26 protein-coding genes and 1 tRNA gene are annotated in these 24,787 nt (G+C 39.7%); 18 read left to right on the top strand and 9 right to left on the bottom strand.

Translation table 11 applies throughout. The features are described 5' to 3' along the window. Window positions 1–43 precede the first annotated feature (43 nt). Window positions 44–925, top strand: a complete 882-nt coding sequence (locus IT970_RS09360) for an NAD(P)-dependent oxidoreductase (protein WP_036967732.1) — start codon at window positions 44–46, stop codon at window positions 923–925. 65 nt (window positions 926–990) lie between these two features. On the opposite strand, the gene IT970_RS09355 is transcribed toward IT970_RS09360, so the two are convergent. Next, entirely contained in the window at window positions 991–1,794 is an 804-nt protein-coding gene (locus tag IT970_RS09355; protein ID WP_196857263.1) for a hypothetical protein, read from the bottom strand. Between the two features lie 104 nt (window positions 1,795–1,898). Further along, a complete protein-coding gene (sbcB, locus tag IT970_RS09350) occupies window positions 1,899–3,344 on the bottom strand; it encodes an exodeoxyribonuclease I (RefSeq protein WP_196857262.1) in 1,446 nt (481 codons plus the stop codon). A gap of 266 nt (window positions 3,345–3,610) precedes the next feature. Between sbcB and IT970_RS09345 the strand changes: the two genes are divergently transcribed. The 3 genes from IT970_RS09345 to IT970_RS09335 all read left to right on the top strand — a co-directional run bounded on the left by IT970_RS09345 (window position 3,611) and on the right by IT970_RS09335 (window position 4,954). Continuing rightward, complete coding sequence (locus IT970_RS09345) at window positions 3,611–3,790, top strand: hypothetical protein (protein WP_036967738.1); 180 nt, start codon at window positions 3,611–3,613, stop codon at window positions 3,788–3,790. A gap of 85 nt (window positions 3,791–3,875) precedes the next feature. Then, a complete protein-coding gene (locus IT970_RS09340; RefSeq protein WP_196857261.1) occupies window positions 3,876–4,448 on the top strand; it encodes a hypothetical protein in 573 nt (190 codons plus the stop codon). A gap of 122 nt (window positions 4,449–4,570) precedes the next feature. Continuing rightward, window positions 4,571–4,954: a hypothetical protein gene (locus IT970_RS09335; protein ID WP_231387272.1), complete on the top strand. Its 384-nt coding sequence runs from the start codon at window positions 4,571–4,573 to the stop codon at window positions 4,952–4,954. Window positions 4,955–4,965: 11 nt separating this feature from the next. Here IT970_RS09335 and IT970_RS09330 read toward each other — a convergent pair whose 3' ends face one another. Beyond that, entirely contained in the window at window positions 4,966–5,385 is a 420-nt protein-coding gene (locus IT970_RS09330; RefSeq protein ID WP_065978526.1) for a hypothetical protein, read from the bottom strand. A gap of 85 nt (window positions 5,386–5,470) precedes the next feature. Beyond that, window positions 5,471–6,415 (bottom strand): sodium-dependent bicarbonate transport family permease, encoded by a 945-nt coding sequence (locus IT970_RS09325; protein ID WP_065978525.1) that lies wholly within the window; start codon window positions 6,413–6,415, stop codon window positions 5,471–5,473. Window positions 6,416–6,522: 107 nt separating this feature from the next. Here IT970_RS09325 and IT970_RS09320 point away from each other — a divergent pair, with 107 nt between their 5' ends. Next, a complete protein-coding gene (locus IT970_RS09320) occupies window positions 6,523–7,482 on the top strand; it encodes a LysR family transcriptional regulator (RefSeq protein WP_036967747.1) in 960 nt (319 codons plus the stop codon). Window positions 7,483–7,593: 111 nt separating this feature from the next. Here the strand turns inward: IT970_RS09320 and IT970_RS09315 are convergent, their stop codons facing one another. Both IT970_RS09315 and IT970_RS09310 read right to left on the bottom strand, forming a co-directional pair. Beyond that, complete coding sequence (locus IT970_RS09315; RefSeq protein ID WP_036967749.1) at window positions 7,594–8,487, bottom strand: TIGR01777 family oxidoreductase; 894 nt, start codon at window positions 8,485–8,487, stop codon at window positions 7,594–7,596. A gap of 87 nt (window positions 8,488–8,574) precedes the next feature. Further along, on the bottom strand, window positions 8,575–9,873 hold the full coding sequence (locus IT970_RS09310) for a diguanylate cyclase domain-containing protein (RefSeq protein WP_196857259.1): 1,299 nt from the start codon (window positions 9,871–9,873) through the stop codon (window positions 8,575–8,577). A gap of 280 nt (window positions 9,874–10,153) precedes the next feature. Between IT970_RS09310 and IT970_RS09305 the strand changes: the two genes are divergently transcribed. The 4 genes from IT970_RS09305 to IT970_RS09295 all read left to right on the top strand — a co-directional run bounded on the left by IT970_RS09305 (window position 10,154) and on the right by IT970_RS09295 (window position 14,419). Continuing rightward, on the top strand, window positions 10,154–11,485 hold the full coding sequence (locus IT970_RS09305) for an ABC1 kinase family protein (RefSeq protein WP_196857258.1): 1,332 nt from the start codon (window positions 10,154–10,156) through the stop codon (window positions 11,483–11,485). A 344-nt stretch (window positions 11,486–11,829) separates the two neighbouring features. Then, entirely contained in the window at window positions 11,830–12,072 is a 243-nt protein-coding gene (locus IT970_RS16135; protein WP_442960259.1) for a phage integrase central domain-containing protein, read from the top strand. Window positions 12,073–12,179: 107 nt separating this feature from the next. Continuing rightward, complete coding sequence (locus tag IT970_RS09300) at window positions 12,180–13,220, top strand: nucleoid-associated protein (RefSeq protein ID WP_196857257.1); 1,041 nt, start codon at window positions 12,180–12,182, stop codon at window positions 13,218–13,220. Next, window positions 13,220–14,419 carry a hypothetical protein gene (locus tag IT970_RS09295; protein ID WP_196857256.1) on the top strand — a complete coding sequence of 400 codons (1,200 nt, stop codon included), beginning with the start codon at window positions 13,220–13,222 and terminating at the stop codon, window positions 14,417–14,419. Before IT970_RS09300 ends, IT970_RS09295 begins: the two co-directional genes overlap by 1 nt. 227 nt (window positions 14,420–14,646) lie before the next feature. Here IT970_RS09295 and IT970_RS09290 read toward each other — a convergent pair whose 3' ends face one another. From IT970_RS09290 to IT970_RS09280, 3 genes are all read right to left on the bottom strand, one after another. Next, on the bottom strand, window positions 14,647–15,237 hold the full coding sequence (locus IT970_RS09290; RefSeq protein ID WP_196857255.1) for a hypothetical protein: 591 nt from the start codon (window positions 15,235–15,237) through the stop codon (window positions 14,647–14,649). Between the two features lie 179 nt (window positions 15,238–15,416). Beyond that, window positions 15,417–15,493, bottom strand: a tRNA-Pro gene (locus IT970_RS09285). Between the two features lie 102 nt (window positions 15,494–15,595). Continuing rightward, on the bottom strand, window positions 15,596–16,213 hold the full coding sequence (locus IT970_RS09280) for an arylesterase (RefSeq protein ID WP_196857254.1): 618 nt from the start codon (window positions 16,211–16,213) through the stop codon (window positions 15,596–15,598). On the opposite strand from IT970_RS09280, the gene IT970_RS09275 reads away from it, so the two are divergent. The 9 genes from IT970_RS09275 to tolA all read left to right on the top strand — a co-directional run bounded on the left by IT970_RS09275 (window position 16,214) and on the right by tolA (window position 24,778). After that, window positions 16,214–16,933, top strand: coding sequence for an ABC transporter ATP-binding protein (locus tag IT970_RS09275; RefSeq protein ID WP_196857253.1), 720 nt, complete (start codon window positions 16,214–16,216; stop codon window positions 16,931–16,933). It abuts the gene before it with no gap. After that, entirely contained in the window at window positions 16,923–19,424 is a 2,502-nt protein-coding gene (locus IT970_RS09270; protein ID WP_196857252.1) for an ABC transporter permease, read from the top strand. The genes IT970_RS09275 and IT970_RS09270 overlap by 11 nt, the downstream gene beginning before the upstream one ends. Before the next feature lie 126 nt (window positions 19,425–19,550). Continuing rightward, window positions 19,551–20,075: a crossover junction endodeoxyribonuclease RuvC gene (gene ruvC, locus IT970_RS09265; protein ID WP_036967765.1), complete on the top strand. Its 525-nt coding sequence runs from the start codon at window positions 19,551–19,553 to the stop codon at window positions 20,073–20,075. A 1-nt stretch (window position 20,076) separates the two neighbouring features. Next, the gene (ruvA, locus tag IT970_RS09260; protein WP_036967766.1) at window positions 20,077–20,697 is read left to right on the top strand and encodes a Holliday junction branch migration protein RuvA; all 621 of its coding nucleotides are present in this window, start codon (window positions 20,077–20,079) and stop codon (window positions 20,695–20,697) included. 7 nt (window positions 20,698–20,704) lie between these two features. Continuing rightward, window positions 20,705–21,709 (top strand): Holliday junction branch migration DNA helicase RuvB, encoded by a 1,005-nt coding sequence (ruvB, locus tag IT970_RS09255; protein ID WP_036967767.1) that lies wholly within the window; start codon window positions 20,705–20,707, stop codon window positions 21,707–21,709. Window positions 21,710–21,990: 281 nt separating this feature from the next. Continuing rightward, entirely contained in the window at window positions 21,991–22,233 is a 243-nt protein-coding gene (locus IT970_RS09250; RefSeq protein WP_036967770.1) for a hypothetical protein, read from the top strand. Window positions 22,234–22,711: 478 nt separating this feature from the next. After that, window positions 22,712–23,416: a protein TolQ gene (gene tolQ, locus IT970_RS09245; RefSeq protein ID WP_036967773.1), complete on the top strand. Its 705-nt coding sequence runs from the start codon at window positions 22,712–22,714 to the stop codon at window positions 23,414–23,416. Next, entirely contained in the window at window positions 23,403–23,837 is a 435-nt protein-coding gene (gene tolR, locus IT970_RS09240; protein ID WP_036967776.1) for a protein TolR, read from the top strand. The genes tolQ and tolR overlap by 14 nt, the downstream gene beginning before the upstream one ends. A gap of 2 nt (window positions 23,838–23,839) precedes the next feature. Next, entirely contained in the window at window positions 23,840–24,778 is a 939-nt protein-coding gene (tolA, locus tag IT970_RS09235) for a cell envelope integrity protein TolA (RefSeq protein ID WP_036967778.1), read from the top strand. The last annotated feature ends 9 nt before the right edge of the window (window positions 24,779–24,787 follow it).

Below are 24,787 nucleotides of genomic sequence, written 5' to 3'. Positions count from 1 at the left end.
TAATGAAATTGTTACTAATTTATCACTCAAATAGGTCAGTTTTATGTCAATGAAAGTCGCCTTCATCGGATTAGGTGTCATGGGTTACCCTATGGCGGGTCATCTTGCTAACGCAGGTCATCACGTGACTGTTTATAACCGCACAACAGCAAAAGCACAAAAGTGGGTATCAGAATATCAAGGTCACTACAGCGAAACGCCAAAAGAAGCGGCAAAAGACGCTGACATTGTGTTTATGTGTGTTGGTAACGACGATGATTTACGCTCAGTGGTGTACGGCGAAAATGGTGTACTGGCTAGCATGCAAGCCGGTAGCTATTTAGTTGACCATACAACGACCTCAGCAGAAGTCGCTCGTGAAGTGGGTGCTAAAGCTAAGCAACAAGGTATTGCGTTTTTAGATGCCCCGGTGTCTGGTGGTCAGGCTGGTGCAGAGAATGGTGTTCTCACTGTGATGGTGGGTGGCGCAGAGGCTGACTTTGGCGTTGTGCAACCTGTCATGGCTGCTTTTAGTCGTTTTAGCCAACTATTAGGTGAAGTAGGTTCAGGGCAGCTTTGCAAAATGGTGAACCAAATTTGTATTGCCGGGGTAGTACAGGGCTTAGCAGAAGGACTTCACTTTGCTAAACAAGCTGGTCTTGATGGTGAAAAAGTAATTGAAACAATTTCTAAAGGTGCCGCAGGTTCATGGCAAATGGAAAACCGCTACAAAACAATGTGGGCAGGTGAGTACGAATTTGGCTTTGCAGTCGATTGGATGCGTAAAGATTTAGGCATTGCTCTTGATGAGGCAAAAGCGAACGGCGCAACGTTGCCTATGACGGCAACAGTTGACCAGTATTATGCCGATGTACAAGCCTTAGGCGGCGGCCGATACGATACCTCTAGTTTATTAGCACGTATTGAGGCGTTGCATAAAAAGTAATGGGGTATTGGTCATAAATAGTGCCTAGCATTGCTAGGCACATGTGAACTCTTATAAAAACTATTTTAATAGCAGCTAACTTGCGAGACTAATCTTTGCTCATTTTCAGCTCTCGTAAAGGCAATTTTACAATGAGTGCCTATATTAAGTGAGCCCCCATAGACAATATCTACAAAAGGTTGTGTATTACTGGTACTTAGGTTTGCATTGAAGAGTGTTGAACCATCTGAGTTCTTAACTGTTTTCGTTAAATCTGCGACTAAGCTATATTTGCCATTTTTTATCTCTATTAGTGCAAAAGGTTCGCCGCGACTGTCTTTTACTAAGACGATATTTTGGTCTCCACTATCAAACAAGGATGCAAATACATCTTTGAAATCTATAGTTCCGCTTGCAAAGTTTTTGAAGTCTTCACTGAAACTTATTCCATTATTTTGCACACTTGGCTCTGAGGTATTGCGGTTATTTCTGGTTACAACTGTGGAAGTAAATGCGCTATGTAATGCACTTGATTCAAAAGCTTTTTTAAAGCGAGTGAAGGCACTGAAAGTATCAGAAACACTTGTTGGTGCTGAGCAAGCATTACAATTAATTATAAAGTCATGGTGGAACTGTTTAAATATAACTGCCCTAGATTTAATGACATTTGTAGAAAATGAGATTGAATCATTATTTTCAGAATAAAGTGTTGTATCAATCTTCTCGTAATCTACTCCCATCTCATTACACTGACCCATATAGCTAGCATCAGGTTTATATATACAAGCGCGTATGTAAGTTTCGAAATCCATTTTGGATTCAAAAGAGTAGGCATGGCTTATGCCAATGAATAAAATGACAAATAGGGTAAAATGCATACTTTTTTTCATAAATATTCCTTTATTTATATAATGTTAGAGCATTGCTTTTTGTATAAACGGTTTAATCTTATAAGGTGCCATTTTCACAAAAAGCATGGTAATTGATGGTTGTATTACATACTTTGTGCGTAGTTATACAGTGCTTTTAAAATGTGCAGATTTTTTTCATTATCGTCGTGCTCATGAGCTAAATTTTCGAGCGTAATCATAAAATCGTGTGCGCTAATAGAAGGACTGTCATCGCCGTGCATTAATTTATTTTGGCAATACATACGCCACTGTGCAAGTTCGTCTTGGCTTAAGGTGTGTGGCCAGTTGCGAGCACGGTATCTAAACAACAAGGTGTTAAACTTTTTGTCTTCAAAATCTAACTGCATTGTGGCCAGTTGCTCGGGGCTTGCATCGCGAATAATGGCAAATTTGGCTTTATCTGCATGGCTCGTAAAGCCATCATATAGTTGATAGTCAGGGTTATGTGTTTCACCGTAGTCACGTTGTTCGTTAAATACTTCGGTTACTTTGTCGCGAAGTTCAGTATTGGCTTTTAATATAGCAAGGTTTTGCAAACACTTTTCGCGGTCTATCCCCAGGCGTGCGGCATTTTCTGGTAATAGTGTTTTAGCGGGCGCAAGAATAGGGCACTTATTTAAGTGAACTAGCTTTAAGCCGACAGGGGCTTCGTTTTCGCCAAGGTCTGTGTGTTTGGTGTAAAGGCGTGTCCGTAACTCTTCAACCGATAAATCTAATAACACCTGCGGATCATCTGTTAAATTAAAGCAGATGATGGCGTTTTTGTTGACTGGATGAAAACTCATTGGCGCTATCCAGCTAGTACAGCCTTGGCTTGCCGGTATGCGTGATGAAGTATGTACCAGCGGTGTCATGTTGAACACATCAACTAAATCAGCCAGCGCTTTTTTAGAGCGTAAACCAAAAAAGAATTGATACAGCTTGGGTTGTTTTTCTCTTATAAGCTTTGCAAGCGCAATGGTTGCAGTAACATCACTTAACGCGTCGTGAGCTGCGGCATGTTCTATGCCGTTAGCAACAGTTAAATGCTCAAGTTTAAAGCTGGGTGTGCCATCATCTTTTAATGGCCACTCAATACCTTCTGGTCGCAACGCATAACAAGCACGAACAAGGTCAATAATATCCCAACGGCTATTATTGTTTTTATACTCTCGCTCGTAAGGGTCATAAAAATTACGATATAGACTGTAACGTGTTACTTCATCGTCAAAGCGAATACTGTTATAGCCAGCTACACAGGTGTTAGGCTGACTAAACTCGGCATGAATTTTTGCCATAAATTCGGCTTCAGGCAGTCCTTTTTGCATGGCTATTTGTGGTGTAATGCCGGTTATTAAACACGCCTCTGGGTGCGGTAAATAGTCCGCCGCGGGCTTACAATATTCAATGAGCGGCTCACCAATAATATTTAAATCAAGATCGGTACGTATGCCAGCAAATTGACTCGGGCGGTCTTTTTGCGGGCTGGCGCCAAAGGTCTCGTAGTCATGCCAGTAAATTGTTGGTTGCTGTTGTTCTTGATATGCCATGCATTAAACCTTGCTAAGCGTATGTGCGCTTACCATTAAATTTATTAGTTAACAGAATTATGGCATAGAGCCTTATTAGTTTATAGAGCAAAGCGTAAAGGTGTTAGGGAATGTCTATTTTACCAACAAGGGTAGAACAAAAAATAGCCTATTGATTGTTTTTTATGCTTATATAGAGATTAAGAGTGTTGTGTTACTAAAATAGCAATATAAGTGGCGCAGTACTTGCTAAGAAACAGCATCTTTAACAATGAAGGAACAAAAAAATGACTTTATCAGCCCTATTACTATCTACTTTAGCATTCGACGCAGCACCAGCAACAAGTTTTGATACTACAAAGCTTCAGGGTTCTGGTGGTATCGTTATTTTGGTTCCACCAAAAAAAGAAAACTTACAAGGTTCGGGTGGAATCGTTATATTAGTACCAAAAAAGAAAGAAAACTAAGCACTTATAAGAGAAAGCCAGCTCAAATGCTGGTTTTTTTCTATCTATAGGATTATGATTGTGCGCATCTTTAATAGGATGTGTCATGCAATATCTAGTTGATTTATACAATGAATTACTTGTGGCTACAGCAGTGCACGAAGTTTTTTCAATTCAAGTGATCATTGCGCTTTGTTATACAGTAGCTCTAATAAATTCTTTTTACCGAGCTTATAAACATAAAGAGCATTTTAGCGATTTCCTCTCAATTGCGGTAGTCTCATCAAAATACTTAATTACTTCACTCCTTATGGAAAAGGTTTTACTTTTCATATCTGATGGTGGCAGTGGGGAGTTTGCTCAAAATATTTACCTCGCGTTAGCGGCGATAAATGTTTTAAGTATGATTGTTTTGTATAAATTACATACAACGTTTAGTTATGTATTTGGTGAATTATTTTTTTGTATAATGAAATTAACTTTACTACTCGCATTAGCTCACATCATCTTATGGTTCAAACTTGTCGTACTGTTTATCCAAGCCGAGCACGCCTATATTCATTACATTTACAGTTTTGTCGTCCTTTATATTAGTATTGCCTTAGCCGTGGTGATGCTTTTCCCCAGTTTGCTTAAAACGAAGTTAAAATTTTTGGTGAGTCCAAGTTGGCCACACTAGAGATTGGGCGCGAATCAGATATTTCTTATATATCAGCCTCGTACTATCATTTATAATGCTTTTTCCTGATGTATTACGAACCAAGTTTGGGTGTATAGTAACATTTAGTTTACCGAGGGAACGTGATGCTTGAACTAATTTACAGTGCAATTGCCGTTTTAGCTATCTTGCTTATAGCGAGTACATGGCTAATTGCGCGTAAAAACATATTTGAAGATCAAATAAGAAGCAAATCGGTTGAAGTCGTTTGGTGTACCATTCAGGCTGAAAATGAAACCGATATAAATAAAGCGCTCAAATTATTTAATAAAGCCGAAGCTTTAAAAAGTGAAATTGCGGCTTTACTAGGCGAGTCGCCAAATGTAGCCAACTTTAAATTTGCCGAACCAATCGATTTTACTGATGATGCGTTAAAAGGTTTATCGCTGGGCGAATTGCAGCGCTACTATGATAAACAAAATAATATTGCCGATATCTATAATGAGTTGTACAAAGGCAAGAATTAAAAAAAGCCAAGTTATTTAACTTGGCTTTGTATTTTTAACTCGTTTTCAATCTGTTCTACATGAATTTCTGCCAGCTCACCCAGTGTTTCTTGATTGTGATTTTCACCCTTAATTAAGCCAGCCATAGACATTTTTTTGATACTTTTGATAATGCCGTTCTTAATCGCTTTTAATTGGTCATTACTTAATTGCACCGTGTGTTGATTTTGACCATTAAGTAAATAGTCAAAACTCACGTGTGTTGCTTTACTCGTTTTATCAATTAATGAATAAGGGATGGTGGCACTGAAAATACAGTGCTCACTAAATCCGCTTTGTAATGATAAATGGTGCTCAAGTTCTGCATTATTTTGCACATTGTATTCAGCACATAAGCGCTTAAAAATGTTACTCACATGCTGTTGCTCTGTGCTGAGAGATTGATCAAACATATAGCAAGTCCTTGCACATTTTTTCTTTATATTAAACGACTTTAGTCCAAATCGCATTCATAAAGTGATGTTTAAATTCACTTTTTTATGAGATTAGTAATGCCATATGATGATACAAACCTATACCGACTAATACATTAAACGGAAAGGTTATCCCAAGCGAGCTTAACATAGCTAAGCCAATATCTGCATCGGGGATTGCTGCTTTAATCGCTGCAGGTGCTGCAATGTAAGATGCGCTAGCAACTAAGCTTCCTAAAATTACGATTGAGCCAAGCTCAAGCTGCAATGCGGTGCCAACCCCAACACCAATCGCACCTAATAAGTTGGGTGTAATAAGTGCAAACAACGCTAAGCGCCAATGATGCCATGGAATAGGGCGTAATGTTTGTGCTGCCATAAGACCCATTTCAAGTAAAAATAAGGCTAATACAACTTTAAAGCTATTGGTTAGTAAGCTCGTAACTTGGCTGCCTTGTTGTGTACCATACATCATGCCGATAATAACGCCACCCACAAGCAGAATAACACTTTTGTTTGTTAAGGTTTCATGCCACAGCGCCTTGAGCGATAAGTTACCTGCAGAAGCTTTATTTCCTAGTCGGCGATAAAGCAATAAGCCAACAATAATGGCCGGCAGCTCAAGCATAACGAGATACAGGGTTACTTCGGCACCTACCACAAGTGAATTTGATTCGGCGTACGCCAAAGCAACAGCAAATGTACCTGCGCTCACCGAGCCATAATGTGCTGCAATACTTGCACTGTTTGCGACCGATAAATTAAGTAAGCGTTTGAGTACGGGGTAAAGTAGAAGAGGGATACACGCTCCGAGTAACAATACCGATCCCATTTCAGGTAATAATTGCCAATGTATATTTCCGTGTAGCACCATGCCACCTTTTAAGCCAATTGTTAGCATTAACAATAGGCTGAGAGTTTCATAAGTTGCTTGCGGAATTTTTAGATCAGATCGTAATAAACCTGCGGCTAATCCTAAAACAAAAAACATGACAACAATATCAGGCACTTTTTTCTCCTCTTAGTTAAAAGCGCCGCTATTCTAAATAAAAAAACACATAGTAAATAATTAAATGAATGCTACCATCATATAGGTTTTTATCTATGGGGTGGGTTGTGGACTTACGACATATTTCTTTTCGGCTATTAGAAGTGTTTATGTGTGTAGTTAAAACACGTTCAATTAGTGAAACGGCAAGGCAATTACATTTAACGCAGCCAACAGTATCGCAGCAAATAAAGCGACTGCAAGAAACTGTAAACGAGCCTCTCATTGTGGTTAACCAGCAGCGTATTCATATTACCGAAGCGGGATTTGCTTTATTTCAAACTTGTCAGCAAGTGTTTGGTCATTTTGACGATTATCAAGATTATTTGGTTGAATTGAGAGGCGGTGAGCGGGGACGTTGCAAAATAGCGATTGTAAATACAGCGCAATACATCCTGCCAAAACTATTAGGTCCATACAGTAATTTACATCCGCATGTAGAGCTTCCGTTAGAAATAGGAAACAGGGCCGAAGTATTGGCTCGGTTTGAAAGAGGTGAAGATGATATTTATGTATTTAGTCATCCACCGTCGCTTGAGCACGCGAAAGCAGGGCGTTTTTTACAAAACCCCTTAGTGTTTATCGCGCCGATGAATCACCCACTGGCTAAATCTTCACACGTAACACTGCATGATTTAATGACTGAGCGCTTTTTATTGCGTGAGCCTGGTTCGGCGACACGCATGTTATTCGAAAGTGAGTTACAAAGCCGTGGCTTTGTACTTAGTGACACCGTGCAAATGGCAAGTAATGAGGCTATTAGGGTTGCCGTCGGTTCTGGAATGGGATTAGGTGTTGTGTCTCGTCATGTTTTGCCAGCACACGATAAAAGCTTTTGTATGCTTAATGTTGTTGATGTTCAGCTGGCAAGTCATTGGTATTTTGTTGTTCGGACAGATCGGCATTTATCTCATGCTGCACGTAATTTTTTAAGATTTGCAGAACTTAATTTAGAACAGTGCTTAGACAAAGAATGGGTTACAAATGAGCTTCATACGCTAAACCACAGTTTAACCATGAAGACGTAGCTACATGTATATTTTGGTACATCACTGGTTTGCCATGATAGTTAGAAAACCTTTACTGCATAACAGTATACAGTAAAGGTTTATACAAATTTAACTTTACTTATCAATGTTTTACAGTTTCAAACTTTCCAGCGCAGGTTTTAGCTCAGGGTAATGAAAGCGATAGTTATGCGCGAGTAATTTATTCGGCATGACGAACTGACCATGGATAAGTAAGTCTGACATTTCACCCATCATCAGCTTAAGTAACCAACTAGGCATTCTGAGCATGGCGGGGCGCGAAAGTACCGTCCCTAATGTTTGGCTAAACTCATTATTGTCAACTGGGTTTGGAGCAGTGGCATTAATTGGCCCATGCAAGTCGTCGTGGGTCAGTACAAATAATATCAGCTGAATCATATCGTCAATATGGATCCAAGACATACCTTGGTGACCATGCCCTAAAGGCCCACCAAAACCAAACTTGAATGCAGGTAACATTTTACTCAGTGCGCCACCTTGTTTGGCAAGAACAACACCCGTTCTCAGCAAGCAAACACGGGTTTTGCTTGATTGCGCTTTGGTGGCTGCATGCTCCCAATCTCGACAGAGAACATGGCTGAATTCTGGGTATATATCATTAAATTCCTCATCTATATGTTTGTCGCCTTGACGACCATAAAAACCAATTGCGCTACCAGAAATAAAGGTATGAGGAGGCGTTTCACACCGGCTAATCGCTTTAGATATTTGCAATGTTAGGTTTATTCGACTGTCGAGCAAACGGCGTTTTTGTGACTCGCTCCAACGTTTGTTAACAATAGGCTCGCCAGCCAAATTTATCACTGCATCTATATCTTCAAAATCAACCTCATCCAACGACTTTACAGCATGCACTTGATGAGTCAGTAATACATTGGCTTGAATAGGATTTCGGCTCAGTACTGTGACTTTGTGATGGTTTAAAAGAAATGGGCACAAATGCTTTCCAATGAGGCCTGTTCCACCTGTTAATAAAATATGCATAGGGCACCTTAATTAAATGAGTGTATGTTTTTTATACATAGCGACTGAGCTTTTTGCAAATTTGTACGTAATAAGCATTGAATAAGTTCAGTTATCTCCCTCAATTCCTTGAAAAATTTTATATGTGTGTAACTGGCTTTGCTTGGCTTCGTACATTGCCTGATCAGCAAATTTTAATAATTGTGTATGGTCAGTTGTGTGATCGGGTGAGACAGCAATACCAATACTTAAAGTGACTTTTAAGTTATGCTGCTCTACCTCAAAGGGGCTGTTGAACTTATCGAGCAAGTGCTTGATCATCGCATCAATATAACTTAGTTTTCTGAGGTGGTGAGCCACAATAATAAATTCATCACCGCCATAACGATATACATCATCATCAGCACGCACAGCGCCAGTTATTCTTTTAGCAGTTTCAACAAGCACTTTATCACCAATGACATGACCGTATTGATCGTTCAATTGTTTAAACTGATTAATATCGATAAATATAACAGCCATCTTATTGTTCTTTGAGCTTGCACTAATGGCGAATTTTAATTGACGGTCAAGCTCTGTTCGGTTCAACACACCTGTAAGGTGGTCATGACTTACCAAAAAACTTAACTTGTTGGTGCGCCTGTAAATAATGTTGCTCATACGATGAAAACGTCGAAGTAAATAGCCAATTTCATTGGTGTCACATTTTTCAATACGATCAGGTATTTCGCCTTTTTCTAGCTTTTCGGTATTTTTAAGTAATCTCTTTAGCGGTTTAAACAGCTTATTGTTAATGTAAAAAGCACAAAAAATGGATAGGAAAATAAATAACGGAATTTGCACAGATACGACTTGCGTAATAAGTAACCGGTTATTCTGGAAATCTGCGTTTCGCTCAGCCAACCTTGTACGCTCAACATTTTGAAATTGTTTTATTAACGCCTCAATTTGCTCCATTAACGCTTTACCTTCGTTGGTGTAAACAATGCTTTTTGCCTCTTCGGCTGCATGAGGCGTATTTTGTTTTATTAAATTAATCGTTAAGTTCAGTTCGGCGAATTTTTTCTCAATCAATGCATCGAGTTGTGCAAGGTTTTGTTGCTGTTTTTTGTCATTCAGAGTCAGCTTATTGAGTATTAGGAATTGTTCTTTCGTTTTTTCTAAACCACGGTAGTAGGGATCAAGATAATTGAGGTTCTCTGTTAAAAGATAACCTCTTTGGCCCGTTTCAGCATTAATAATATGGTTATAGAGTCGTTCAGATTGATCAATAATCTCATGAGTACGATTAAGTACATCAAATTTTAAACGGCCTTCTCTGTCGAGAATAAAGACAATAAAAGTGTTTATCAAAACGACAATAAACAAAGTGCTCAATAATAATATTAATTGTGTTCTAAGAGACATTGAGAGGCCAGAGCTGAGAAATGAGTGATTTATAATAATAAAGTATTGTCGATACTTAGAAATTTTCCAATTTTCGCCTCAATTTAGTGGCTTAAAATGACGTAGTTTGAGTGATAAATGACGAAATCACTTTTTATCTTCACTACAAGTTAATTGATTTTTATAGCGTGTATTGTGTCGCGTTTAAAATTACATACATTGTTAAAGCTCAATACAAAGGGGATCTAAAGTTCTTTTACTTACGTATTTAAAACATGATACATAAAATACGTGACACGCTATGACTATTAAACAAAGTGCAGTGCCTACATCAAGGTTTTCAAGGGCTGCAAGCCTTGGTGCTTTAGTCTCGAAAGTGGCGGGAAATATGCTGTTTTCAAGCGCAAAAGCATGGGTCGCTGGCAAGGAAACCTCTCGTCAAGAACTATTATTACAGCCTAAGAATATTCAGCGTCTTACCGAGCAGCTTGCCCATTTACGTGGTGCAGCAATGAAATTAGGCCAACTGTTGTCGATGGACAGTGGTGAGTTACTTACGCCCGAATTGTCGGCTATTCTCGCTCGGTTACGTGCTGAGGCGACACCTATGCCACACAAACAGCTCGTACAGGTGATGCGCAACCATTGGGGGGATGCGTGGCTAGAGCACTTATCGCACTTTGAATTACGGCCGTTCGCTGCTGCGTCGATAGGGCAAGTGCATATTTCCTACACTGAAATGGGGAAAAAACTGGCGGTGAAAGTTCAATACCCAGGCATTGCAAAAGGGATCGCCAGTGATGTTGATAACCTTGCTTATCTACTCAAAATAAGTGGCTTGCTCCCAAAAAATGTGGATCTGCAACCCCTTATTGATGAAGCTAAACAGCAATTGATAAATGAAGCAGACTACGAATTTGAAGCACGATACCTAACACGTTATCGCGCTTGCTTAGCCGATGATGAAAACTACGTTATTCCAAAAGTGGTTGATGAGCTCAGCTCAAAGCAGATACTAGTCATGCATTTTGTTGAAGGGCAAGAGATAGAGGCACTTGTAGATGCACATCAAGCGTTAAGAAACAAAGCGGTAGAACAGTTACTGCGTTTATTTTTAAATGAGCTATTTACCTTTAAGCTGATACAAACAGACCCTAACTTTGCCAACTATCAGTATCAAATGGACCAGCAGCGTTTAGTGTTATTAGACTTTGGCGCAACACGTGAATTACCTCAACATATAAGCAATGGTTATTTGCAATTATTATCAGCAGCCGCCAAAAATGACAGGGCAGAAGTTGCAGCAGCAGCCAAGCGTATCGGGTATTTTGGGCAAGAACTAGCGCAAGAATACATTGATAACGTTGTCGATATTTTTCTACTCGCGTGTGAGCCACTTAGCTGTCAAGGCGAGTACGATTTCGCTAAAAGCGATTTACCAAAACGCATCAAAGAACTCGGTCTTGAAATGAGCACTGCATCGCAATACTGGCATGCACCACCAGTTGACGCACTATTCGTACACAGGAAGTTAGCAGGGTTGTTTTTAATCGCTGCAAAGTTAGGCGCAAAAGTAGATGTGAACCAAATATTCACTGAGTTTAAACTGCAACGCAATAAAGAAAGCGATTAGAGATACAGTGGGGGGAGGAAAATGGTCGGCATAGCAGGATTTGATTGGGAATGTTCTCAAGTGTTATATCTGTATTATCGCTTAGGTGGCCGAGGTTCTAAAGAAGATTAGCCCTAAGCAGATCTTCTTTTCTAACAGTGAGTGAAGGCAGAAAGCTTGCTAATTAATGTTTCGCGTGGAATAGATGTATTTCTCGAGTTAAAGGAAAAGCCAAAAGTAGAAGTAAGAAAATGAAGCACCGAGAGTTAAGGAGTTAGCGAGCGAATTTCTAGGGCGCTATATCAAAGTGAATCGTAAAGACCCTAATGCAGTACCGTATGTTTGAATAAAACGTACTAACAGCTATTAGGAGCGTTAAATTAAAAGACATTACCCGCCGAGAAATACTAATCAAAGTTTTAGACCCAATCACAGATAGGGGATCAGGCACTCAAGCCAATAAAACCCTTTCAATATTAAAGCAGATGTTTGATTTTGCTGTTGAGCATGACTTAATGCAGGGAAACCCAATCATCGACCGCAAGGCACTATGGGTGTTTTATTACAAGAGCATATGTGGGCAATTATTGTTTTGGTGCTTGCTTTAGTTGGGCAAAGTAATTTACAGTTTAATTAATTCAGATTCATATAAAGCAAGGATTAGCTTTTCACTTCTCTTTTGAAAGTTCCTTGTCAAAAAATAAACAGGCGATGTATGGCGATTAAACACGTAATTATTCATGTCGTAAAGCGTGACAAAGATGGTGAACGACTTTCAAAGCAACTCAGGAATAATGAGAATAGCACGGAAGGAATGACAGCACAGCTAACGGACGGATTGTTGGAGCTTTTTTCGAATGCTCATCTCAATATCGGCGAATTTGGTGTAGATGGTGATAATGAAGTTGAACCTGCCTTTGAACAGAAATTAAAAAAGTACTACGACGATGAATGTAAATGTTCTGACTTTGTTGCTATGACAAAAGAATTGGCGAACAAATATGAAAGCGTCATCGTAGGTGATCAACTACAGTCTGTTAAAGGTGGTTATTTGGTTTTTTATCAGTATGAAAGAAACGATGATGATTGGTTGGCTGTTGCTATTTTGAATAAGACTGAAGGAATCGATGTAGCAGCTAATCTGGAAGTTGTAGCCAGTGAAATCTTAGATTTGAAAAAGCTTCATTTAGGTGCCGCTATAAACCTTACTCAATGGAAAAGTGAATTAAGTACTAGATATGTTCGCTTCCGGACTGGCTTAGCAGCTGAGGTGAGAGATTATTTTGAGAAGTTTATCGGGTGTCAAAGAGATAAACTAGCAGCAACTGTTGAAACTAAAAAGTTAAAAAGTGCTATACAAGATTTCGCAAAAAATAATTGTGGTATGGACGATGATGTTGTGTCGCAAAAAGTTGCACAAGCACATGATCACATTAAAGAGCAACAAAAGCTCGGGAATCAAGTCCAATTAAGTCATGTATCAAATCATGTCTTTCCAGATCGTGCAGATGAATTCACTAGGCATGCGAGAGAAATACATGATTTGCCTGAAGAGCTTGCTATTGACGCAAAGGTACTGAAAGGCTACAAAAAACTTTCTGGTAGAGGAAAGGGTATAGCGATTAGCTTTGATAGAGATATGCTGAACACCACTGTAAAATATGATGATGGAGAGCTTACCTTTTCAGAAATTCCTGACTCTTTGCGTGCTGCGATTGAAGAAGAGCTAAAAGACGATTTTGGTCAAGACAACTAATGAAACTCAACATTCTAAAAGCATATGCTGTCGTTTTTGCTGCACTTGATGTAGAAGAACCTCAAGGTGATGAATTTAAAGGGTGGCTCCGTCTTACACCTGAGCTAAAAGGTTACTTGGAGTTGCTTGCTGATGAGGGATTAACTTCAGGTTCGTACGACTTTAATAAAGATGGGAAGTACGCTTCTAGCGCAAACCTCAGCCAGCTTAAGCCTGCACACTTTGAAGACAATATACGCTTTAACGTTGAACTGACCGCAAAACAAATCAAGGCAGATTATGCAGTTTGCTCTGAATGGAATGAACTTCTTGCTAATGAGCTACGTGTAAAATCACCAGTTAAATATATTTTTTTCACTAACACTAATACGTTATTGACACCAGATAGTGGAGACGATAAGTATGTTAATTATCTGAATGTGCACAAGGTATATGAGTTTGTAAAAGAGTTGGCTGAATCTACGGAAGGTGGAGATAGTACCATTTTCTACGAGCGTCCTTTGAATTTCGAGTTTGTTTTGAAGGAGTCTGATTTAACGCACTCGATTGACCTAGATGCCCTTAAGAAGCTGCTGAATAAAGATTTACACAAAGAAGCAATCACTTGTTTAATGTGCAGGGAGTTAGTTTCGTTTCTTAAAGATAATACGTTGAGGAAGCGATTTAGCTATTTGATACAACATATGGACTCTTTGGTGTCTAATGTGCTGTTAAGCTACCAAAGCTATGTAGAAAATTACACTTTTGATAAAGTGCGTAAGGAATATTTGGAAAAGCGTACTGAGTATGTAAGCAAAATTCATGGGGTCTTTGACAATATAGCGACTAAACTTTTATCCCTACCGGCGGGTATTTGGTTTGCAACTACTCAAATAAAGGAAATTGAAATAGGTGGCTTAGAAACGATGACATTCGCAAAAAATGTCTCTGTTATCGTTACAGTGTCAGTATTAGCGGTATTACTAATTTTTAATTTGTTCGGTCAATTTTCAACAATTAGTACTATGAGTAAGGAATATCGCGGTGTATTCGATGCATTAGCTAAAACTTACGAAGATGAGGCTTCGGAGATAGGAAAAGCCAGAAGCGATATTGAAAGCGCGCAGACCCAGGTTGAAATCAAACTATACATTGCTATTGTGGCAACACTTTCTCTTGTTGGATTAACAATTTGGATGTTTTGTAAAGCTTATAACTAATGTACTAATTAATACAGCCTCAATTAACTTCATTTTAAAGTATGCATCATTGATTTGGGCAGTTAGGCTTGGATATGTTGAAAGTATTCAATTAGTAGTCAAAAGTTTTTAGATGATTCTAATAGTGTTAAAGATTAGACTCTCATTTTATTGGATGTATAAATTATTGTTGCTAGTGAAAAGGAATAAATTGAATTACACGATGTTAATTACCTAATGTTACACATTTATAATGTGTAATGGTGATTTTCAATACTGGATTGAATTCCAATAGGATGAAAAAGCTTTTTACCTTTAGGGTATATAGCGTATATTTCTCCAATATCTATCATAAAATCAATGTCTTGCTCTCTATTTGATAAAATTCTTCCTAGGTATAAATTTGCTATATATAGGCCTGCGAGAGCTTCTAACACGTTAGCTAAATTAGCTTTATTAAAATGCTCTCTGCGTTCATGTTTTACGCTATTATAGTCAGACCACCATTTAGGAGACTTGTCTTCGTTAAATCCTTCCCATGGTGTAAATTGCAACTCGAATTCGAAAGACTGTACTTTTTCAGTTATCAGTCCCTGTAGATTTTCAGCAATAAACTGACAATAAACCTTGATATTCGCTTTTTTAGAGGGGTCAATACCACATATTTCTTTGAGTACTACTTCTACTTCAGCACAGATAGTAAGATAGAGTTTAGCTAGCTCAATGGAGTATGTTTTAAAGTTATCACTGGTGAAGTGAATGTAACGCGAGATAGCATATACATCTGATTCCAGAGAGAGATAATAACGCCAATGTAGATTTTGTTTCATTGATTCCATTCAACTTAGCTTTTAGGCTAATTGCTTCCTTTTTCGATGACTGGTTACTTGTCTCTTTAATGTAATACCTTTTGAGATTTTTTAATTGTATCAAGATAGAAGAGAACATTTTATAAAAAGTTAAAATAAAATTATAGGAAAGTGAAATTAATTAACTTATTGAATAGAGTGTAGAAAAATGGTCGGCATAGCAGGATTTGAACCTGCGACCCCTGACACCCCATGACAGTGCGCTACCAAGCTGCGCTATATGCCGACATTTGAGGCAATAGTACGTCTTTTTTTATAAAAATCAATACACCTGTGGTCTGATTGCTTGTTTATTGTTCACTTTAAGCAATAAAACAGAGACTAGGTCTTAATCTAGCCAATCATTGATCGTTTTATACATGAAATCACGTATTAATGGTTGGGCATCAGCGTTTGGGTGTAAATTGTCGTTTTGCATGAGCTCCGGGCGACCTGCTATGTCTAACATAAAGAATGGCATAAGTTCGCTGTCGGTTTCATTGGCAATACTTTCAAAGCTGTCGGTAAATAACTTAGTGTAGCGGGGGCCATAATTTGGTGGAATCTGAACTTCCATCACGGCAGTTTTGGCACCTGCTTGTTGGCTTTTGTTAATTAAATCACGTAAGTTAGCGTGTAAACGTTTGATTGGAAAACCACGTAAACCGTCATTTCCACCAAGCTCAATAAGTACATGAGTGGGTTCAAATTCGGCTAGCAGGGTATCGAGTCGTCTAAGTGCTCCGCCAGTTGTTTCACCGCTAATGCTTGCATTAACTAAGTTAACAGATTGGCTTTTTTCATCGTACTTATCTTGTAACAATTTAACCCAACCTTGCTCTTGTTTGAGGCCGTAAGCGGCGCTTAAACTGTCACCTAAAATTAAAATTGTGTTGTCAGCTGCTGCCGTAAGTGGTTTGATTACTAACAGTAAAACGAATATAAAACGTAGGATTGGATGCATCATATGTCAGCGCTTTCTCAATTAAACATCATTCAAGTTAATGGACTTACTAAAACAGTCACCACAGTGGAGGGTGACCTAACCATCCTCAGTGACATCAGCTTTAATGTCAAGTCGGGCGATTCTGTTGCCGTTGTTGGCACATCGGGCTCGGGTAAGTCTACGTTACTGAGTTTATTAGCAGGTCTTGACCAGTCAACCAGTGGCAGCATTCATTTAGACGGCGCTGCATTGCACGATTTAGATGAAGAAGCCCGCGCGGCATTACGCGCTGATAAAGTGGGGTTTGTGTTTCAGTCTTTTATGCTTGTGCAAAGTTTAACCGCGCTTGAAAACGTGATGCTACCGGCAGAGCTTGCAGGTAGTAAAAATGCAAAACAACAAGCCCTAGAGTTACTCGAAAAAGTGGGTCTTAGCCACCGTGTGGGGCATTATCCTTCGCAACTTTCTGGTGGTGAGCAACAGCGTGTTGCAATTTCGCGTGCATTCATTGGTACGCCTAAAATTTTGTTCGCGGATGAGCCCTCAGCAAACCTTGATAGCAAAAATGGTAGATTGATCGAATCTTTGCTTTTTGAACTGAATAAAGAACACGGTACCACGCTTATTTTAGTAACTCATGACGAACAGCTTGCTGAAAAATGCCAACAAATTTTACACATTGAAGCAGGTCAATTAGTAACAGTAAAAGAGAGCGAAGAGGTGCAAGCGAATGTGGGCTAAGTTAGCACTTAAACTGTTTACACGTGAGTTTAAACGGGGTGAATTAACGGTGATCAGTGCGGCTATTGCTTTGGCTGTGCTCACCGTATTAACGCTTTCTATGGTAACAGACCGAATTGGTCAAAGTATTGCGCAAAAAAGTAGTGCCTTTATCGCTGCGGATCGTGTGTTGGCCAGTAATCATCAGTTACCAACAGAGTATTTGCAAAAAGCGCAGGAACAGAGCTTACGCACTGCAAAAATTACGTATTTCGATACCATGCTATTTGCAGGTGACGAAATGCAACTTGGCTCAGTAAAGGCGGTTTCTGATAGTTATCCATTAAAAGGCGAACTTAAAGTAAAAACACGCTTAACTTCAGATGCTATTGTTACTGACGAAGTGCCAAAAACGGGTGAAGTATGGCTTAGTGAGTCAGTGTTTTACGCGCTTAATATTCAGGTTGGTAGTCAAGTTGAGCTGGGCGCTGCAACGTTTACAGCAAGTCGAGTGGTTGCCGAAGAACCCGATGCTCCTTTTAATGTTTTTTCCAGTAGTCAACGCATTTTAATTAATGAACGTGACATAGACGCGACACAGGTGATCCAGCCGGGGAGTCGCGTGTTTTATCGTCAATTGTATGCTGGTGAGCAAAGTGACTTAGACACCTTTTATGCTTGGCTTAAACCCCAAATGAAAGAAAATCAACAGTGGTATGGTGTTAAAGACAGGCAATCACCTATTGCGAACAGCTTAAATAGAGCGGAGAGCTTTTTATTACTGGCAGGTTTGTTAGGTATCATTTTAGCGGCAGTGGCAATTGCGGTATCGGCAAAACGCTACTGTGAAAGGCAATATGACCCAGTCGCAATGATGAAAACTCTTGGTGGCAGTAGGGCAACTATCCGTAAAATTTACTTATTACATTTAAGTTTAGTTTGCACAATGTCGGTCATTTTGGGGTTAGTTATTGGTTATTCTTTACAAATGATAGCCAGTGATTACCTTGCTCAGTCAATGGGCACAGAGCTGCCAAGCGCATCGGCAAAACCTTGGCTTATCGCAGTCAGTACAGGCGTGATTTGTGCCGTTATGTTCTCGATTAAGCCGCTGCTGGATTTATTTGATATTCCCCCATTGCGTGTACTTCGTCGCAACTTGGGTGACCGTTTATTAGTGAGCAAAATTCACCTTGCAATGTCGGCGCTAACGGTGTTTTTGTTAATGTGGTTGTTCAGTAATAACATTAAAATTACGGCCATTTTATTTACCTCAACAGCGTTTTTAATCGTGGTGCTATTTGGTCTATCGAAGCTTATTTTTGGTGGGGGTCGTAAGCTAGGCTTAAGTCCTGGTAATAGCTGGTCTTTAGCGATTGCTTCAATTCAAAAGCGAGCGAACGTAAATGCGGTGCAGCTTATAAGCTTTGCGCTTGCTATTAAATTACTGTTGTTTTTAATCGTACTTAAAAACGACATTATTTCAGATTGGCAGTCACAATTGCCAGCCGATGCGCCAAACTCATTTTTAGTGAATATAACAGAAGCTGAGCTTGAACCTATCACGTCGTTTTTAGCAGAGCGTGACATGCCTACGTCAGATTTTTACCCGATTGTTCGTGGTCGTGTTAATGCCGTTAATGGTGAGCTGGTGGCTCGCGAGGTATCATTAGAAGACAATGAGAAAAAAGATGAAGAAGCACGTTCAGGTATTGGCCGCGAGTTAAATCTTACGTGGCGCGCTGAGCTACCCAAGCAAAATGAGTTAATTGACGGTACATGGTTTACCGAGAACTCAGTGGCAGAGGCGTCATTAGAAGAGTCAATGTTAGCGCGTTTAGATGTAGAGTTGGGCGATACACTCACCTTTTTAATTGGCGCTCAGTCATTCGATGCCAAAATTACCAGTGTACGTAAAGTAAATTGGAACACCTTAAAACCGAATTTCTTTATTATTTTGAGCCCTGATGTGCTGCAAAGTTTCCCTGCGACGTATATTTCATCGGTGCGTGTAAATAAAGATCAAAAGCGAGAGTTTAGTGAGTTATTACGTCAATACCCAACGGTGAATGCGATTGATGTTGAAAGCTTTATTAAGCAAATACGCTCAACAATAGAGCAAGTATCGTTAGCGATTGGCTTTGTACTCGCGATTGTTGTTGCGTGTGGTGCTTTAGTGCTTATTTCGCAAGTGCAAGCCAGCCTAGGTGAGCGTATGCAAGAAATTGTTATTTTGCGTACGCTAGGCGCTAAAGGGCGATTAATTAAAAACGCGACCTTGTATGAATTTTTATTATTAGGCTTTACGGCCGGTTTAGTCGCGGCTGTTGTCAGTGATGTTGCTTTGTTAATTGTACAAAAACAAATGTTCGAATTAGCAGGTAAGTTGCATCCACATATTTGGTTAATAGGCCCTGCAGCAGGTGGGTTATTTGTTGCGTGTTTAGGGTATTTAATGATAGCGCGCACTATGCGAAAAAATACTCAAGGTTTACTGCGGTCGCTAGGATAAAGACGATGTTTAAAAAATGCTCGCAATTGCGGGCATTTTTTATGAACTGTAATTAGTTACTGGTAATTTATACAGTGCTCTGGCATTATTAAATGCAGATGATGATTTTATAGATGGGTCAGTTAGTTGGCGATTATTTTAGGGATTGATCCTGGTTCACGATTAACAGGTTATGGGGTAATAGCCCACCAAGGTACTAAATTTACTTATTTAGGGAGTGGCTGTATAAAGCTTGCTGATCACGACTTTCCTATACGCTTAAAAATGATTTATCAAGGTGTTAGCCAGTTAATTGAACAGTTTTCGCCGGATAATTTTGCCATTGAAAAAGTGTTCATGGCACATAATCCTGACTCAGCACTCAAACTTGGTCAAGCCCGAGGGGCCGCCATAGTCGGTGCGTCAATGGCAGAGTTGCCCGTATTTGAGTACTCAGCCAGACAAATAAAACAGGCGGTCGTGGGGAATGGTGGTGCCGATAAATCGCAAGTACAGCATATGGTTAAAAATATTCTAAAACTGCCGGGAACCCCGCAAGCCGACGCTGCCGATGCGTTAGCAATTGCCATTTGCCATGCTCACTCAGAACAAAATTTAATTAAACTTGCGGGCAGCGCGAGCAAAACCGTAAGAGGACGATTAAGGAAGTAATATGATAGGTCGATTAAACGGGTTACTTGTTGAAAAGCAGCCACCAGAAATACTTATAGAGGTAAGTGGTGTCGGTTACGAAGTGCAAATGCCAATGACCTGTTTTTATGATTTACCCAATGTGGGTGAACAAGCGGTTATTTATACTCATTTTGTTGTTCGCGAAGACGCACAGTTATTATTTGGTTTTAATAATAAAACTGAACGTGCTTTATTTAGAGAGCTGTTAAAAGCAAATGGGGTAGGCCCTAAACTTGGCCTTGCCATTTTGTCGGGCATGTCGGCGCAGCAGTTTGTTAGTTGTGTTAACAATGAAGATGCGACAACCTTGGTTAAACTGCCTGGGGTGGGCAAAAAGACTGCAGAGCGCTTGGTACTTGAAATGAAAGACAGGCTAAAAAATTGGGGTAATGACTTATTCACACCATTTAGCGATAATGCCATTATTGAGCCTGCAAGTAATGATACGCTAGTAGCGAATAATGCTGCGGATGATGCTGTTTCAGCACTTGAATCTTTAGGCTATAAACTACCGCAAGCGCAAAAAGCGGTTAAAGCTGTAAATAAACCAGGTATGACAACAGAGGTTCTTATTAAAGAAGCTCTAAAGTCAATGTTGTGAGTACACCATGATTGAAGCAGATCGCTTAATTGATGCGAGTGAACAAAGTAATGAAGACAGTGTCGATCGTGCAATACGTCCAAAACTATTAAACGACTACACAGGCCAGCCGCATGTTAAGCAACAAATGGAAATTTTTATTGAAGCCGCTCGTCATCGTGGTGAAGCGTTAGACCATTTACTCATTTTTGGTCCGCCGGGTTTGGGTAAAACAACACTGGCTAATATTGTAGCGAATGAGCTTAATGTAAACATTAAAACGACTTCAGGGCCGGTTCTTGAAAAAGCGGGCGACTTAGCCGCGCTATTAACTAACCTTGAAGAAGGCGATGTACTGTTTATTGATGAAATTCACCGCTTAAGTCCACAAGTAGAAGAAATACTTTACCCCGCAATGGAAGATTATCAACTCGATATTATGATTGGTGAAGGTCCTGCGGCACGATCAATTAAGCTCGATTTACCGCCTTTCACATTAATAGGGGCTACAACGCGTGCTGGCTCGTTAACATCGCCATTACGAGATCGTTTTGGCATTGTGCAACGCTTAGAGTTTTATTCGGTTGAAGATTTATCAAAAATTGTTGCCCGCTCTGCTCGATATTTAGATTTAATCATGTGTGACGAAGGCGCCGTTGAAATTGCTAAACGCTCACGCGGTACACCACGAATAGCAAACAGACTTTTGCGCCGAGTACGAGATTACACGCAAGTTAAATCAGACGGTAAAGTAAATGCCGAAGTCGCTGAACAAGCACTTGATATGATCGATGTTGATAAAAGCGGTTTTGATTACATGGACCGAAAATACCTTCTTGCCATCATTGAAAAGTTTATGGGTGGCCCTGTTGGTCTCGATAACTTAGCGGCTGCCATTGGCGAAGAAAAAGAGACTATTGAAGATGTCATTGAGCCATTTTTAATTCAACAAGGATTTATTCAACGCACGCCCAGAGGGCGACTCGTTTCTGATATTGCCTACCTTCATTTTGGTCTTACCCCAGATAAATAACAAAACCCCGCTTAGCGGGGTTTTTAGTTTTTAGATATTAGAAAGTAGATACTAGAAAGTAGATATTAGAAGGTAGATATTAGAAGGTGGATCGAGCGGGGGTTACTGTAGCGATTAAATATAAAAAGCTTGCCTTAGGTTAATGTGGATTTATTTTGCACAAACCACAAACCACAAACCACAAACCACAAACCACAAACCACAAACCACAAACCACGATTGATGGTCTCATTTTAACATCTGTAATTCACATGCTGTTAAGTTATCTGTAGGTATTCTCATTGACGTTTGTGCAGGCAAAAAAAAGCCCGCATAAGCATGCGGGCAAACAACAAGTTGAAGGAAGTAATCCAGGGAACTACGGTTTTCTTAAAGAGGTTTTATCCTGTTTAAGTCAACCAAGTGCAATACGAAACTTCATATTGCAAAAAACGGAGCTTAATGAAAAAACTTTCAAAGGTTGCAGCTCGGTATGGGGAAATGATACGCAATGGTGGATTTTTCTTCAAACTAGAAAAATTTAATTTTCAGATAAAAAAAACTAATGTGAGTGATTTGTTGGTTTGTTTTCTTTTTGTTCACTTATTGAGTGTTTTTACTTTAAGTTTATGAATAAAATGATTTTTATAATATCAACAAACATTGTTCAGGATTAGTTTAAGTATTCTGTAGTAGATTTGCAAAACATGTTTTGGGTGTTTATGCGTAAAATATGAATAAACGCCGTGTTTTATGAGGTTTTGCTATATTTTTAGTTGCCTAATGGTGGTACTCATTTTTGCAGTGAAAACATAGCAAAAATAAGTTTTTAAAGGATTGTGAGCAAAAAATAGCTAAGCTGAGTGCTTTTCACCGTTATTTGCCGCTATTTCACAGCAAGAGCGTTGTCAGTTCATTATTGACTAGATACACTAGATGTAACTTTTGGCCAAGTTTGTGGTCAATAAATGCAAGTGTAAAAAATATAACAAATTATATAGAAATCTATTTTAGGAGTTTAACGTGGGATCAGGGCTTAACTTTTTAGATCTTATTCTAGAAGCCAGTGTACTTGTCCAATTAGTGATGTTGGCATTAGTGGGTATGTCGGTCATGTCATGGGCAATTATTTTTCAACGTAAAAAAGCGATTTCTGATGCATTAAATGGCGCAAAGCGTTTTGAGCAAAAGTTCTGGTCAGGTGTTGATCTTAGTAAATTATATAATGAAGTGTCTGCCCGCCCAGGCGGAGCTTCGGGCGTTGAAGCTCTTTTTGTTGCCGGTTTTAAAGAATTTGCACGCCACAAAAAAAATACGTTCCAAAGTGCCAGTATCGTTATGGAAGGCACGCATCGTTCAATGCGTGTTGCTTTGTCGCGTGAAGTTGAAAAATTAGAATCTAGTTTATCGTTTTTGGCGACCGTTGGTTCTATTAGTCCTTATATCGGCTTATTTGGTACTGTATGGGGTATCATGAATGCATTTATCGCACTAGGTGAAGTGAAACAAGCTACATTACAAATGGTTGCACCGGGCATTGCCGAAGCACTTATTGCAACTGCAATGGGCTTATTTGCGGCAATTCCAGCCGTTATTGCTTACAACCGTTTTGCAAATAAAGTAGAAAAGCTGGAAGGTAATTATATTAACTTCATGGAAGAGTTCGCCAATATTTTACACCGCCAAGCAGCTACGCAAATAGAGGCAAAAGCGAATGTATCAGCGTAAAAAACGTCGCCCAGTAGGGGAGATAAACGTAGTACCTTACATTGACGTTATGTTGGTACTACTTATTATATTTATGGCAACAGCCCCATTAATTACTCATGGGGTGAAAGTAGATTTGCCAAAAATGGAAGAATCTGATCTTGTCGATACAAAAGATACACCGCCTATCATTGCGTCAATTGACGCTGAAGGTAAGTATTATGTCAGTATCGGTACTGACCCAGAAGCACCGATGGAAGCATTAGACGTCGCTGCTGTGATTAAATTACAGTTGCAAAAAAATCCCGATACTCCGGTTATGATCAAAGGTTCAGGTCGTGTATCTTATCAAGAAGTATTGTTGTTAATGGATTTTCTTAAAAATGCAGGGGTGCCTTCAGTTGGCCTTATGACCGAATCGTTTGAGGGGAATAAAGGCTAGTTATGGGTGCATCAGTAATAAAATCAGTTCTTTTGCACTTGGCAATTGCAGGTTTATTAGTGGCGACAGCCAATTTTCATATGCCAGCACCAAAAGTAATGGAGGTGACTTTAAACCCTGCATTACCTGAGCCTGAAAAAGCGGTGTCAGCTGTCACGGTTGATCAGCAGAAGGTTGAGCAAAAGATTGCCGAGCTAAAAAAGCAAGAAGAAGCTAAAAAGCAAGCAGAAGCAAAACGTATTCGTGATTTAGAGCGTCGTGCTAATGACGCGCGTAAGCAACGTGAAGCTGAAGACCGCCGTCTGAAAAAATTAGAACAGCAGCGTCGTGCGAAAGAGAAAGAAAAAGCCGAAGCTGAAGCTCAAGCAAAGAAAGCGCGTGAAATTCAAGAGAAAGAACGTGCTAAAGCGCAGCAAGCTGAAAAGCAAAAGCAAGAAGCCGAAGCAGCAGCAAAAGCCGCGGCACAGAAGCGTAAAGCCGAAGAAGAAGCATTGAAAAAAGCGGAAGAAGAGCGCAAGCGCAAAGCTGCCGAAGCTGAAGCTGAACGTAAACGCAAAGAGGCTGAAGCAGAGCGTAAGCGTCAGCAGGCATTGCAAGAGCAAATGCTCCAAGAGCAACTGGCTGCAGAACAGGCTGCACGTGATAAAGTGCGTCAGCAGCAGGTTGTTGGCGAAGTTGAGAAATATAAAGCGTTAATTATGGCGCGTATTCAGCAAAACTTCTTAAAAGATGAGAAGATGAAAGGCAAAGAATGTCGCCTTAATATTCGCCTTGGCTTTAATGGTTTGGTGACCCAAGTTAAATCATTGGGTGGAGATACGTTAGTATGCGAAGCTGCGATGCGCGCAGTGCGTATGGCCGACACGCTACCTGTTTCACCAGATCGTGAAGTATTTGAGCAATTAAAAAATATTAATTTAACAATAGCGCCTCAATTTTAAAGGAATGAT

It is taken from the genome of Pseudoalteromonas sp. A41-2, assembly GCF_015767615.1.
In the GTDB taxonomy this organism is placed as follows: domain Bacteria; phylum Pseudomonadota; class Gammaproteobacteria; order Enterobacterales; family Alteromonadaceae; genus Pseudoalteromonas; species Pseudoalteromonas lipolytica.
This window is presented reverse-complemented; position numbering and strand designations above follow the sequence as displayed.